Raw genomic sequence first — 14,109 nt, 5'->3', positions numbered from 1 at the left:
TTGAAAACTGACACCATATCTTTTCTAGATATGGTGTTTTTATTTTTAAAAAATGTTCGAAAATAAACAATTTAATGTTGACTTTCGTTCGAAATAGGTGTAATATAATATCAAAAGTAAGAAAATGTTTCTTTGTGAAAAATTAACAACAGAAATATTTGCTGAAACAAACAAAAGGAGGACAGGACATGTCTATTGTAATTGGTGCAGATGCTGCAGGATTAAGATTAAAAGATCTCGTGAAAGAGTTTCTTGTAAAAGAAAACTTCGATGTTGTAGATGTAACCGCTGAAGGTCAAGATTTTGTAGATGTGACACTTGCAGTCGCGAGCGAAGTGAACAAAAACGATCAAAATCTTGGAATCGTGATTGATGCTTATGGAGCTGGTCCATTTATGGTTGCGACTAAAATCAAAGGAATGGTGGCAGCAGAAGTTTCAGATGAACGTTCTGCTTATATGACACGTGGACACAACAATTCTCGAATGATTACCATGGGAGCTGAAATTGTTGGGGATGAATTAGCCAAGAACATTGCCAAAGGCTTCGTCAATGGTAAATACGACGGTGGCCGTCACCAAATCCGTGTTGATATGTTGAATAAGATGTGCTAATGAGAGGAGAATTCAAATGAGAATTGCAATTGGTTGTGATCACATTGTGACAAATGAAAAAATGGCTGTTTCTGATTTTTTGAAATCAAAAGGATACGAAGTGCTCGACTTTGGGACTTATGACCATACACGTACCCACTATCCAATCTTTGGTAAGAAAGTTGGTGAAGCCGTAGCAAGTGGCCAAGCAGATCTTGGTGTTTGTATCTGTGGTACTGGTGTTGGGATTAACAATGCTGTTAACAAAGTACCTGGTATCCGTTCTGCCTTGGTACGCGATATGACAACTGCTCTCTATGCAAAAGAAGAATTGAACGCGAATGTCATCGGGTTTGGTGGTAAAATTACTGGTGAATTGCTCATGTGCGATATCATTGAAGCATTCATCCACGCTGAATACAAACCAACTGAAGAAAATAAAAAATTGATCGCTAAGATCCAACATGTGGAAACCCATAATGCTCATCAAGCGGATGCTGATTTCTTTACAGAATTCCTTGAAAAATGGGACCGTGGTGAATACCACGACTAAGAGGTGACGTATGATATTAACGGTCACGATGAACCCTTCGATTGATATTTCTTATCCTTTGGATGTACTCCAGTTGGATACAGTCAATCGTGTAGCTGAGGTGAGTAAGACAGCTGGTGGAAAAGGTCTCAATGTTACCCGTGTACTTTCTGAGATAAAGGATCCAGTGGCAGCGACTGGCCTACTTGGTGGTCGGACGGGGCAATTCATTCTCGATCATTTAGGAGAAGGGATAGAGGAACGTTTCTTTGAAATTGCTGGTGATACACGTAATTGTATCGCCATCCTTCACGAAGGCAAGCAAACAGAAATCTTAGAAAAAGGTCCAACCATTTCTGAGAAAGAAGGGAAAGACTTTCTCGACCATTATCGTCACTTGGTTGACCAAGTAGAGGTTGTTGCCATCTCTGGAAGTCTCCCTGCTGGTTTACCAGTGGACTACTATGCTAGCCTTGTCAAGATTGCAAGGGAAGCTGGGAAACCAGTCGTACTCGATTGCTCGGGAGCTTCTTTAGAAGCTGCCATTCAAGCAACTGTCAAGCCTACGGTCATTAAACCAAACAATGAAGAATTATCTCAGTTGTTAGGAAAAGAAGTGAGTAAGAATGTGGAAGACTTAAAAGAAGTTCTTCAGGATTCTCTCTTTGATGGCATCGAATGGGTGATTGTCTCCCTTGGTGCAAATGGCGCTTTCGCTAAGCATGGGGATGTCTTCTATAAGGTAGATATTCCTATGATCGATGTCGTCAATCCAGTTGGATCGGGTGATTCGACTGTTGCAGGGATTGCATCTGGTCTCTATCATCATGAGAGTGACGCAGATTTGCTCAAGAAAGCAAATGTTCTTGGAATGTTAAATGCGCAAGAAGCACAAACAGGACATGTCAACATGGGGCACTATGATGCCTTGTATCAACAATTAATCGTAAAAGAGGTATAAAATGGTATTAACAGAACAAAAACGCAACTATTTGGAACGTCTCAGCACAAAAGATGGTGTCATTTCAGCTTTGGCCTTCGACCAACGTGGAGCTTTGAAACGCTTGATGGCCAAATATCAAGACACAGAACCAACAGTAGCACAAATGGAAGAATTGAAAGTCCTTGTAGCAGATGAATTGACAAAATATGCTTCCTCTATGTTGTTGGACCCAGAATATGGTTTGCCAGCTACGAAAGCCTTGGACAAAGATGCAGGACTCTTGCTCGCATACGAAAAGACAGGATACGATACGTCTAGCACCAAACGCTTGCCTGACTGCTTGAACCTTTGGTCAGCAAAACGCATCAAAGAACAAGGCGCAGATGCTGTGAAGTTCTTGCTCTACTATGATGTAGACAGTGCAGATGAACTCAACCAAGAAAAACAAGCTTATATCGAACGCATCGGTTCAGAATGTGTGGCAGAAGACATTCCATTCTTCCTTGAAATCTTGGCTTATGATGAAGGAATTGCAGATGCAACCTCTGCTGAATATGCAAAAGTGAAACCTCGTAAGGTGATTGAGGCTATGAAAGTCTTCTCAGATCCTCGTTTCAATATCGATGTCTTGAAAGTGGAAGTTCCAGTTAATGTGAACTTCGTGGAAGGATTTGGAGAAGGAGAAGTTGTCTATAGTCGTGAAGAAGCAGCTGCTTTCTTCAAAGAACAAGAAGAAGCGACCAACCTTCCATACATCTACCTCAGTGCAGGTGTATCAGCTAAGCTCTTCCAAGAAACTCTTGTATTTGCCCACGAATCAGGTGCAAACTTCAACGGTGTTCTTTGTGGACGTGCGACATGGGCAGGTTCAGTAGAAGCTTACATCAAAGATGGAGAAGCAGCTGCTCGTGAATGGCTTCGTACAGAAGGGCGTCAAAATATTGAAGAATTGAACGCAGTCTTGGCTAAAGTAGCAACACCTTGGACAGAACGCGTATAAGATTCAAATGATGATTGCCTCCTAAAGCAACAGTTAGAACATTGGAAGAAAGCAATTCCTTCCAATGTTCTTCATTATTTTAAGATCTTGTTTATTTTTTATAAAAAAATGTTTAAAAATTTTCGCTGTAAGGGTTTACAAAACAAAAAACTTATGATAGAATAAGTTCATAAGTTGAATAGCAGTGAGCGTTACTAAGTTAGATTAGGCGTGACCACAAGTAGATTGAACAATTAGTGTAGGCTAGTTTTTTCAGTTGCTTCGTGGTCATTTTTATTTGCTTTTAACAAATTTTACAAAGGAGAGCCTCATGTATCGTATTATCCATCCAATGAACAATAATGTTGCTTTGGTTCAAAATGAACTACAACAAGAGTTGATTGTTATTGGGAGTGGGATTGCTTTTGGGAAAAAGAAAAATGATCTAGTGGCTGATGATAAGGTCGAAAAAGTATTTCGTTTAAACACGGATGAGTCAAGAGAAAACTTTATGGCCCTTCTAAAGGATGTTCCTCTTGATTTCATTACAACTACTTATGAAGTGATTGATACCTTGTCTAAGAAATATGCCTATCCTGTTCAAGAATATATCTATGTGACATTAACAGATCACATCTTTTGTTCTTACCAGGCAGTTCAACAGGGAAGATACAAACACAGTGACCTTCCTGATGCGTCTGCTATGCACCCGATTCCCTATAAAATCGCAAAAGAAGCGATTGAGATTTTTCGAAAGCGGCTCTTGGATCAACTTCCTGACGATGAAGTGAATCGTATCGCTTATCATTTCATTAATGCACAAGGGGAAATGATTCATGAGCAAGATCCAGATGTCCAGGATCGACAAGTTATTTTGAAAGCTGTAGAAGAAAAACTAGCTCAAAATGGATTGAAACGGAAAGAAGAAAACAGTCATTTCTATGATCGCTTTATGATCCATCTCAATTATTTCCTAGATTCGCTAGATAAGGGAAGAGAAGATCCAGAAGGTTTGAGCGAGATGGAACAACTGATTCAGCTAAGTTATCCAAAGGCTCATGAGATTAGTCATCAAATCTACCAAACCATCGCTGAACAGACAGGAGCCAAAATATCTCCTAATGAAAAAGTCTATTTAGCCCTTCATATTCAACGTCTATTATAAAAATTTTCAAAAGGTATCATAAGGAGGAACCAACATGAATAAAGAAGAAGTCCAATTACTTGGGTTTGAAATTGTCGCTTATGCCGGTGACGCTCGATCAAAATTAGTGGAAGCCTTAAAAGCTGCTGAAAATGGTGATTTTGCTAAAGCAGAATCCTTAGTAGAAGAAGCAGGGTCCTGTATCGCTGAGGCTCACAAATCTCAAACGACCATGCTAGCGCATGAAGCAGCAGGAGAAGAAATCCCCTATAGCATTACCATGATGCATGGTCAAGACCATCTCATGACAACGATCCTATTAAAAGACGTGATTCACCATCTGATTGAACTATATAAAAGAGGAGCGAAATAATGAATAAACTGATTGAACTGATTGAAAAAGGGAAACCTTTCTTTGAAAAGATTTCTCGAAACAAATATTTGCGAGCGATTCGGGATGGCTTTATTGCAGGGATGCCTGTTATCCTTTTCTCATCTATCTTCATCCTAATTGCGTATGTACCAAACGCTTGGGGATTCCACTGGTCTAAAGATATTGAAACATTCTTGATGACTCCATATAACTATTCTATGGGCATCTTGGCCTTCTTCGTTGGTGGTACAACGGCTAAGGCTTTGACTGATTCAATGAACCGCGACCTTCCAGCAACTAACCAAATCAACTTCATTTCTACAATGTTGGCTTCTATGGTTGGCTTCTTGCTCATGGCTGCCGAACCTGCTAAAGAAGGTGGATTCTTAACAGCCTTCATGGGTACAAAAGGTCTATTGACAGCCTTCATTGCAGCCTTTGTCACCGTTAATGTTTATAAGGTCTGTGTGAAAAATAATGTGACGATTCGCATGCCAGACGAGGTTCCACCGAATATTTCACAAGTTTTTAAAGACTTGATTCCATTTACAGTTTCAATTGTTCTCTTGTATGCATTTGAATTGATTGTTAAAGGTGCTATCGGTGTAACAGTTGCGGAATCTATCGGAACACTTCTAGCTCCATTGTTCTCTGCAGCAGATGGATATCTTGGAATTACCCTTATTTTTGGTGCTTATGCCTTCTTCTGGTTTGTAGGTATCCATGGTCCTTCAATCGTAGAACCAGCGATTGCGGCGATCACATATGCAAATATCGATAACAACTTGCACTTGCTTCAAGCCGGACAACATGCTGATAAAGTCATCACATCTGGGACTCAAATGTTTATCGTTACCATGGGTGGTACTGGTGCAACCTTGATTGTTCCCTTCCTCTTCATGTGGTTGTGTAAGTCTGAACGTAACCGTGCAATCGGACGTGCATCTGTTGTTCCTACATTCTTCGGTGTAAACGAACCAATTCTCTTCGGGGCTCCAATTGTATTGAACCCAACCTTCTTCATTCCATTTATCTTTGCTCCAATTGCAAACGTATGGATCTTCAAATTCTTTGTTGATACTTTGGGAATGAACTCATTCTCTGCTAACCTTCCATGGGTAACTCCTGGACCTCTCGGAATTGTCCTTGGTACAAACTTCCAAGTACTTTCCTTCATCCTTGCTGCACTCCTTGTTGTAGTAGACGTGATCATTTACTATCCATTCGTTAAGGTTTATGATGAACAAATTCTTGAAGAAGAACGTTCTGGTAAAGCAAACGACAGCTTAAAAGAAAAAGTTGCTGCAAACTTTAACACTGCTAAAGCAGATGCTGTTCTTGAAAAAGCTGGTGTTGAAAATGAACCAGCTCAAAACAATATCACAAAAGAAACAAACGTATTGGTTCTTTGTGCAGGTGGTGGTACAAGTGGTCTTCTTGCAAATGCTTTGAATAAAGCTGCTAAAGAATACAATGTTCCTGTAAAGGCCGCTGCTGGTGGTTACGGTGCTCACCGTGAAATGTTGCCAGAATTTGACCTTGTTATCCTTGCCCCTCAAGTAGCTTCTAACTATGAAGACATGAGGGCAGAAACAGATAAACTAGGCATTAAATTGGCTAAGACAGAAGGTGCTCAATACATCAAATTGACACGTGATGGTAAAGGCGCTCTTGCATTCGTTCAAGCGCAATTCGATTAACGATAGGGACTGTGAAACAGTCTCCTATCGTAACGGAAATCGCTATGGCGATTTTCCTAATCGACTTGTTAATTCGTCGGTAAAAATATATCGTTTTTACCTCCTCATGTCACAATTCGGTGGCTTGGAACAAGAAGTGAGATGGAGATGGATGGCTCACTAACTCCTCTCCGCTCACTTTTCATTTGGTTCAATTAAGAAATAGGTGAAAAAATGACAAAAACACTTCCTAAAGATTTTATTTTTGGTGGGGCGACAGCTGCCTACCAGGCAGAAGGTGCGACTCATACAGATGGTAAAGGACCAGTTGCATGGGACAAATACTTAGCAGACAACTATTGGTATACTGCTGAACCAGCAAGTGATTTCTACCATAAATATCCAGTAGACTTACAGTTGGCTGAAGAATATGGCGTAAACGGAATTCGTATTTCTATTGCTTGGTCACGTATTTTCCCAACTGGTTATGGTGAAGTCAATCCAAAAGGGGTAGAATTCTATCATAAGTTATTTGCAGAATGCCATAAACGTCATGTAGAACCATTCGTAACTCTTCACCACTTTGATACTCCTGAAGCTCTTCACTCAAATGGAGACTTCTTGAATCGTGAAAATATCGAACACTTTGTAGATTATGCTGCCTTCTGTTTTGAAGAATTCCCAGAAGTCAACTACTGGACAACCTTCAATGAAATTGGCCCAATCGGTGATGGTCAATACTTAGTAGGTAAATTCCCACCAGGTATTCAATATGACCTTGCCAAAGTCTTCCAATCACACCACAATATGATGGTTTCTCATGCACGTGCTGTGAAATTGTACAAAGACAAAGGGTATACAGGTGAAATCGGGGTTGTTCATGCTCTTCCAACTAAGTATCCATTGGATCCTAAAAATCCTGCAGACGTACGTGCTGCTGAGTTGGAAGATATCATTCACAACAAATTTATCTTGGATGCTACTTACCTCGGTCATTATTCAGATGAAACCATGGAAGGGGTAAACCACATTCTTTCAGTTAATGGTGGTAGTCTGGATCTTCGGGACGAAGACTTTGCAGCACTTGAAGCAGCTAAAGATCTAAACGACTTCCTTGGAATTAACTACTACATGAGTGACTGGATGGAAGCCTTTGATGGTGAAACTGAAATCATCCACAACGGTAAAGGGGAAAAAGGAAGCTCTAAATACCAAATCAAAGGTGTTGGACGTCGTGTAGCTCCTGACTATGTACCTCGTACTGATTGGGACTGGATCATCTACCCTCAAGGTTTGTATGATCAAATCATGCGTGTCAAGAAAGATTATCCAAACTACAAGAAGATCTACATCACTGAAAACGGACTTGGATACAAAGATGAATTTGTGGACAACACTGTTTACGATGATGGCCGGATTGATTATGTGAAGCAACACTTGGAGGTCTTGTCTGATGCGATTGCAGATGGTGCTAATGTCAAAGGTTACTTCATCTGGTCTCTCATGGACGTCTTCTCTTGGTCTAATGGTTATGAAAAACGCTATGGTCTCTTTTATGTGGACTTTGAAACCCAAGAGCGCTATCCAAAGAAATCGGCTCATTGGTACAAGAAAGTAGCTGAAAGCCAAGTGATTGAATAAGTATAAGAGGCTGGGACAAAAGTCCTAGCCTCTCAATTATTTTTGGATTGTCGAGCAAGACGCAGTGGTTGAGTGGGCTCTACTACGCTGATTTCATCAGCTTTTACAGTCCTACTCAACTGTGCGGAGGTGGGACGACGAAATCGAATTCTAACGAATTACCGATTTCTGTCCCACTCTCTTTTTTATTTTTACTAGAAGAAGGTCTCTTAAACGGATCTCTTCTTTCAGCCCCTAATTTATGGTATAATAGATCGATACTGTAATAAGGAAAATAGAATGAATATACAACAATTACGATATGTAGTGGCGATTGCCAACAGTGGTACTTTTCGTGAGGCTGCTGAAAAAATGTATGTGAGTCAGCCTAGCTTGTCCATCTCCGTCAGAGATCTGGAAAAAGAACTGGGGTTTAAGATTTTTCGTCGGACCAGTTCTGGGACTTTTTTGACCCGTCGGGGAATGGAATTTTATGAAAAAGCGCAGGACGTGGTCAAAGGGTTTGATGTGTTTCAAAATCAATATGCCAGTCCTGAAGAAGAGAAGAAAGAATTCTCTATTTCTAGTCAACACTATGACTTCTTGCCACCTTTGATGACGGAATTCTCGATCCGCTATCCGGAAAATAAAAACTTCCGCATCTTTGAATCAACGACGGTTCAAATTTTGGACGAAGTGGCTCAAGGGCATAGTGAGTTGGGGATTATTTATCTCAATCGTCAAAATACCAAGGGGATTATGCAACGGGTCGATAAATTAGGGCTTGAAGTAGTGGATTTGATTCCTTTTCAGACTCATATTTATCTTCGCAAAGGACATCCTTTGGCTAAGAAGAAAAAACTGGTTATGGAAGATCTAGCTCAGTTGCCAACTGTTCGTTTTACCCAAGAAAAAGATGAGTACCTCTATTATTCAGAGAACTTTGTCGATACCAGCTCGAGCTCACAAATGTTCAATGTGACCGACCGGGCTACCTTGAATGGAATCTTGGAGCGGACGGATGCTTATGCGACGGGATCTGGCTTTTTGGATAGCCAGTCCGTGAATGGCATTACCGTGATTCCTTTGGAAGACAACTTAGACAATAAAATGGTCTATGTCAAACGCGAAGAGATGGATCTCTCTCCTGTAGCAGAGAAGTTTGTCGAGGTCATGGTAGAATATTTTGATCAAAAGAGGTAAGAAATGAAGAGAAAAACAATGGTCCCAGTAGCGATCGTCCTTTTGGTCCTACTGGATCAGCTGGTCAAATGGTATGTGGTGAAGAACATTCCACTGGGTGTCGTCAAGTCTTTTATTCCCCATGTGGTCAGTCTGACTTATCTTCAAAACACAGGTGCAGCTTTTTCGCTTCTTGAAAATCAGCAATGGTTCTTTACCCTCATCACGCTAGTCGTGATGGTGGGGGCCTTTTACTATCTCTATAAGCACCTCAAGGGATCGCTTTGGATGGTGACAGGCTTGACCTTGGTGATTGCGGGTGGATTGGGGAATTTTATCGATCGCCTGCGTCAGGGCTTTGTAGTCGATATGTTCCACCTGGATTTTATGAATTTTGCCATTTTTAATGTAGCAGATAGTTATTTGACAGTTGGAGTTTTCTTGCTCCTGATCCTGATGTTGAAAGAGGAAACGCATGGAAATTAAAATCGAAGTAGCCGGTGCGCGACTGGATAAGGCTTTGGCGGATTTGACTCCCTTGTCACGAGCTGTGGCCAATGAGCAGATCAAAGAAGGAAAAGTTCTGGTCAATGGAACCGTGAAAAAAGCTAAGTATACGGTCAAAGAAGGAGATATCATCCAGTATGAAGTCCCAGAAGTGGAAGAGGTCAGCTATGAAGCAGAAGATCTGCCCTTAGACATCGTCTATGAGGACCAGGATGTTGTGGTGGTCAATAAGCCACAGGGTATGGTTGTTCACCCCAGTGCGGGTCATACCAGCGGGACCTTGGTCAATGCGCTCTTATACCATGTCAAGGACCTTTCAGGGATCAATGGGGAATTGCGTCCAGGGATCGTTCATCGGATCGACAAAGACACGTCAGGCCTCTTGATGGTCGCAAAAAATGACCAAGCCCACGTCGCCTTAGCAGAGGAACTCAAAGACAAAAAATCTCTCCGGAAGTATTGGGCCATTGTCCATGGCAATCTTCCGAACGATCGGGGCATGATCGAAGCACCAATTGGTCGCAGTGAAAAGGACCGGAAAAAACAAGCAGTGACGGCGAAAGGAAAACCTGCAGTGACCCGTTTTCAAGTCTTGGAGCGCTTTGGAAATTACACCTTGGTAGAGTTGCAACTAGAGACCGGTCGCGCACCCACCAAATTCGGGTGCACATGGCCTATATCGGCCATCCAGTAGCTGGAGACCCTGCTTATGGTCCTAAGAAGACACTCAAAGGAAAAGGACAGTTTCTTCATGCGCGGACACTCGGCTTTACCCACCCTCGCACCGGAGAGACTTTGGAATTTACGGCAGAAGTACCAGCGATCTTTGAGAAAACGCTGGAAGACCTTCGAAAAGGATAATGAAGAATGGCTGAATGGAGATTCAGTCACTTTCATTACATACGAAATAAATAGTATTAGAAAGAAACATAGAGATGAAAGCAAAACGAATCGTCTTTAAAGTAGGGACCTCGTCTTTGACCAATCCCGATGGGAGTCTCTCCAGACAGAAGGTCAAGGTCATTACCCAGCAGTTGGCTCTCTTACACGAATCGGGGCATGAGTTGATCTTGGTCTCATCAGGGGCGGCTCAGACTTTCAAAGGGGCCGCCAGTATGGTCTTAGAGACGGGGCAACATCCTGGAAGCTTGAAGGATGCGGTTTGTAGTCCAGGTGGCTCTACCATCGCAGGAGTCAACCGCTTAGAACAAGTCGGCCTACGGGGCGACATTATTGCAGGAGTAGAAGTAGCCTATAAACGCACCCAAGAAATGGGAAAAGAGGCAGGGAAGAATTAGAAAAAAGATTGGTTTTTGCAAATCTTTCAAATTGAAGACAAAGTCCTCTTAGAAACTTTCCTTAGGTGAGAATGGACGTCAGCGAACTTCTTCGAAGTTCCATGACTAATTATTGAGCCTAAGGTCTCAATAATTCCGAGTGCCTGAAACTATTACGTTTCAGGCACTTTTCTCACGGCGGAAAAGTTTCAATAGAGGCTTGGATAACTCTGGATTTGTTAGATTTGTATAATAGAACATTTTTTCCTCGTTCTACAAGATTGGTTTTAGCCAATCTTTTTTACGTTAGAGCGACTCTATTTCTACCAAACCATTTTCAGTCAGACGATAGATTTTTTGGCAGACTTCTTTGAGGAAGGTCCGATCGTGGGAGACTGTAACCAGTCCGCCTGGGTAGTCTGCGAATAGGCGTCGAATTTCTGGTTGGGAAGTGGGTGAAAAATTGCGAGTAGGCTCGTCCAAGAGCAGAAACTGGGGACTTGTGAGTACTAATTGAAGGAGGAAGAGTTTTCCTTGCTGGCCACCAGAAAGTTCAGAGATCGGATGGTGCATTTCAGAATAAGTAAAGTTGAGGGAGGCTAAATGCAATTGAATGGTGTTGATTTCTTCGCGATCACCTGAATGCTGTAGAAATTGAACCGGTGTCTGAGTCAGAGGGAGGCCTTCAGTGTAATCTTGTGGCATATAGGCAGTGCGGATACTTTCATTCTTCTGTAGACTTTTCCATATCATTTTTAGGAAAGTGGATTTCCCCACACCGTTGGAACCGATAATCCCTATTTTATCCTGTCCTAGAAGAGTAAGGGAGAGGTTCTTGACAAGGACCCGATCACCAATGGCGAGTTCTTCCTGATCTAATAGAAGGACTCGTTTTTGAGGAGACAAGGGAGTGAGGGGAGGAAAATGCAGATTGATGACTTCCTCATCATAGGGTTGGGGAGTCATGGATTGGAATTCTCGCTCGTAGCGCTTTTCTTGTGAGAGGAGGGACTTCATTTTCTTTGCCAGGAGACGTCCAGCAGTGCTATCCTTAGTGTTTCGTAAGGATGTTTCAACTTGCTGACGGACGCGGCGATGCTTCTCCATTGTTTTTCGGTAGGTTCGTTGATCGTTGGCAGCTTGCTGAGTCTGTTGCTTGAATTGTTGCTCCCTCTGGCTACTGTAGTCTTGATAGCCTAGGTGCTCTACAATGGTTTCAGCCTCCTTGCGGTGTTTGATCTGTCTTAGATGAATAATGGTATCCGCCGTCTGCGTCAAAAAATCCTCATGATGGGAAATAAATAGGATGGTTTGGGGGCTCGTTTGGATCATCTGCTGGAGCCAGTCCAGGGTTTCCAAATCCAGATCGTTTGAAGGTTCATCTAAAAATAGCAATTCATGAGGACGGCAAAGTTCGTGAAGCAGTTGGACTTTGAGGGCTTCTCCTCCAGATAGACTTCCAATAGCTTGGTCGCTCGCAAAGCGGTCGCTATCAAATTGCAATTGATCAGCCAGTCTGTAGAGGGTGGCATAGTCTAGCTCATCCTCTCCAAAAAAATATTCTTCCAAGCTTTTTCCCTTCAAGGCTTCCGGCAAAGTCTGGGGAATATAGGCATAGGAGTGAAAAGAAGTGGTGATTTCACCTTCTATGGTCATATAATCTGGTAGGGATTTTGGGGACATAAGGACATGAAGCAAAGAAGACTTTCCATTTCCTTCTTCGCCAATAATGGCAACTTTTTCCCCTTCATGAATAGTTAGGGACAGATCGCGAACCAAATCGCGTAAATCTTTTGTGTGGCGGATGGTGAGGTGGGATAGTTTTAGCATAAGATTCCTTTCTACTGGGACAAAAAAACAGCTCTACCTATTTAGTAGAGCTGTATTCAAGTGAAACCCAAACAGAAAAAGACCTTATTAAGCCAACAAAAAGTTGGACAATAGGCGAGAGGGCACACGAAAAGAGATAGAACAAGCAGTCCACTAAATAAAGTATCTTATTTAACGAAACTTAGTTGTTCATATCTCCTTACCTCCGAATGTGATTAGTTTTATTCTATTCTTTTCATTCCTTCTTGTCAAGGAAATCCTTGCGTCATCCACCCTTTTCTTCTCGGACTTAGGGGGATTTTATGGTATAATTAAAGGTATGCATACAAAACCAACGTCCGCTTATGTCCACATCCCATTTTGTACCCAGATTTGTTTTTATTGTGATTTTTCGAAGGTTTTTATTAAGAACCAACCGGTCGATGCTTATTTGGATCATTTGATCCAAGAATTTCGTCGGGAAGAAATCACAAATTTACGGACTCTCTATATTGGGGGTGGGACACCGACAGCCTTAACTGCGGATCAGCTAGAGTATCTGCTCAAGGAGCTGACCAAGTCACTTGATCTTTCTCAGATGGAGGAGTTGACCATCGAGGCCAATCCTGGTGATTTGGATCCGGATAAGATTGCTGTTTTGAAGGATTCACCGGTTAATCGGGTTTCTTTAGGCGTACAGACCTTTGATAATCGCTTGCTCAAAAAGATTGGTCGGAGCCATCAAGAGCAGGATATCTATGACAATATCGATCGTCTGAAGCTGGCTGGTTTTGACAATATTTCGATCGACCTCATCTATGCCCTTCCGACGCAAACCATGGAGCAGGTCCAGGAAAATGTCGCTAAGGCTCTTGCCCTCGACATTCCCCATATGAGCCTCTATAGCTTGATTCTAGAGAATCACACCGTCTTTATGAATCGGATGAGACGGGGCAAGCTTCCTCTACCAAAAGAGGAGTTAGAAGCGGAGATGTTTGAATACATCATTCAGGAGTTGGAGCGTGCGGGCTTTGAGCATTACGAAATTTCCAATTTCTCCAAGCCTGGTTTTGAAAGTCGCCACAACCTCATGTATTGGGATAATGCAGAGTATTATGGCTTAGGAGCTGGTGCATCCGGCTATGTCAACGGTGTTCGCTACAAGAATCATGGGCCTATCCGTCACTATATGCAGGCGGTCGAAGAGGGAAATGCGCGTGTCCAGGAGGAACATCTGACTCAGACTGAAATGATGGAAGAAGAGATGTTTCTGGGACTGCGTAAGAAAACAGGCGTTTCCAAGAAACGTTTCGAAGAAAAGTTTGGTGTGAATTTTGACCAACAATATGGATCAGTGGTTGAGAAATTGATCCAGCAGGGCCTTTTGGTACCTGACAAGGACATTGTACGAATGACCAAGAAAGGTCTCTTTTTAGGAGACACTGTAGCAGAGAAGTTTATTTTGGAGTAG

The 14,109-nt window shown here is 42.1% G+C and carries 13 protein-coding genes and 1 pseudogene; 13 read left to right on the top strand and 1 reads right to left on the bottom strand.

The window, feature by feature from the left end; all coding sequences use genetic code 11:
- Nucleotides 1–188: 188 nt before the first annotated feature.
- The 12 genes and pseudogenes from lacA (at nt 189) to LPB220_RS10840 (ending at nt 10,850) form a co-directional block, all read left to right on the top strand.
- The gene (lacA, locus tag LPB220_RS06650) at nt 189–614 is read left to right on the top strand and encodes a galactose-6-phosphate isomerase subunit LacA (RefSeq protein ID WP_003007724.1); all 426 of its coding nucleotides are present in this window, start codon (nt 189–191) and stop codon (nt 612–614) included.
- A 16-nt stretch (nt 615–630) separates the two neighbouring features.
- The gene (lacB, locus tag LPB220_RS06645; protein ID WP_003002763.1) at nt 631–1,146 is read left to right on the top strand and encodes a galactose-6-phosphate isomerase subunit LacB; all 516 of its coding nucleotides are present in this window, start codon (nt 631–633) and stop codon (nt 1,144–1,146) included.
- A 10-nt stretch (nt 1,147–1,156) separates the two neighbouring features.
- Nucleotides 1,157–2,086, top strand: coding sequence for a tagatose-6-phosphate kinase (locus tag LPB220_RS06640; protein ID WP_021153393.1), 930 nt, complete (start codon nt 1,157–1,159; stop codon nt 2,084–2,086).
- Nucleotide 2,087: 1 nt separating this feature from the next.
- Nucleotides 2,088–3,068 carry a tagatose-bisphosphate aldolase gene (gene lacD / locus LPB220_RS06635; protein ID WP_021153392.1) on the top strand — a complete coding sequence of 327 codons (981 nt, stop codon included), beginning with the start codon at nt 2,088–2,090 and terminating at the stop codon, nt 3,066–3,068.
- Nucleotides 3,069–3,378: 310 nt separating this feature from the next.
- Nucleotides 3,379–4,212 carry a PRD domain-containing protein gene (locus LPB220_RS06630; protein WP_150906271.1) on the top strand — a complete coding sequence of 278 codons (834 nt, stop codon included), beginning with the start codon at nt 3,379–3,381 and terminating at the stop codon, nt 4,210–4,212.
- 34 nt (nt 4,213–4,246) lie between these two features.
- On the top strand, nt 4,247–4,564 hold the full coding sequence (locus LPB220_RS06625) for a PTS lactose/cellobiose transporter subunit IIA (RefSeq protein ID WP_003007713.1): 318 nt from the start codon (nt 4,247–4,249) through the stop codon (nt 4,562–4,564).
- A complete protein-coding gene (locus LPB220_RS06620; RefSeq protein ID WP_150906270.1) occupies nt 4,564–6,264 on the top strand; it encodes a lactose-specific PTS transporter subunit EIIC in 1,701 nt (566 codons plus the stop codon). Before LPB220_RS06625 ends, LPB220_RS06620 begins: the two co-directional genes overlap by 1 nt.
- A 213-nt stretch (nt 6,265–6,477) precedes the next feature.
- Nucleotides 6,478–7,884 (top strand): 6-phospho-beta-galactosidase, encoded by a 1,407-nt coding sequence (lacG, locus tag LPB220_RS06615; RefSeq protein WP_049498251.1) that lies wholly within the window; start codon nt 6,478–6,480, stop codon nt 7,882–7,884.
- A gap of 279 nt (nt 7,885–8,163) precedes the next feature.
- On the top strand, nt 8,164–9,066 hold the full coding sequence (locus LPB220_RS06605) for a LysR family transcriptional regulator (protein ID WP_003011186.1): 903 nt from the start codon (nt 8,164–8,166) through the stop codon (nt 9,064–9,066).
- A 3-nt stretch (nt 9,067–9,069) separates the two neighbouring features.
- Nucleotides 9,070–9,531, top strand: a complete 462-nt coding sequence (lspA, locus tag LPB220_RS06600) for a signal peptidase II (protein ID WP_003001852.1) — start codon at nt 9,070–9,072, stop codon at nt 9,529–9,531.
- Nucleotides 9,521–10,413 (top strand): annotated as a pseudogene (locus LPB220_RS06595) (RluA family pseudouridine synthase). The gene lspA and the pseudogene LPB220_RS06595 overlap by 11 nt, the downstream one beginning before the upstream one ends.
- 74 nt (nt 10,414–10,487) lie before the next feature.
- Nucleotides 10,488–10,850, top strand: a complete 363-nt coding sequence (locus LPB220_RS10840) for a pyrroline-5-carboxylate reductase dimerization domain-containing protein (RefSeq protein ID WP_150906269.1) — start codon at nt 10,488–10,490, stop codon at nt 10,848–10,850.
- Nucleotides 10,851–11,135: 285 nt separating this feature from the next.
- Here the strand turns inward: LPB220_RS10840 and LPB220_RS06585 are convergent, their stop codons facing one another.
- The gene (locus tag LPB220_RS06585) at nt 11,136–12,659 is read right to left on the bottom strand and encodes an ATP-binding cassette domain-containing protein (RefSeq protein ID WP_150906268.1); all 1,524 of its coding nucleotides are present in this window, start codon (nt 12,657–12,659) and stop codon (nt 11,136–11,138) included.
- A gap of 319 nt (nt 12,660–12,978) precedes the next feature.
- On the opposite strand from LPB220_RS06585, the gene hemW reads away from it, so the two are divergent.
- Nucleotides 12,979–14,109 (top strand): radical SAM family heme chaperone HemW, encoded by a 1,131-nt coding sequence (gene hemW / locus LPB220_RS06580; protein ID WP_024055621.1) that lies wholly within the window; start codon nt 12,979–12,981, stop codon nt 14,107–14,109.

The sequence above is a fragment of the Streptococcus sp. LPB0220 genome, assembly GCF_008727815.1.
GTDB lineage: Bacteria > Bacillota > Bacilli > Lactobacillales > Streptococcaceae > Streptococcus.
This window is presented reverse-complemented; position numbering and strand designations above follow the sequence as displayed.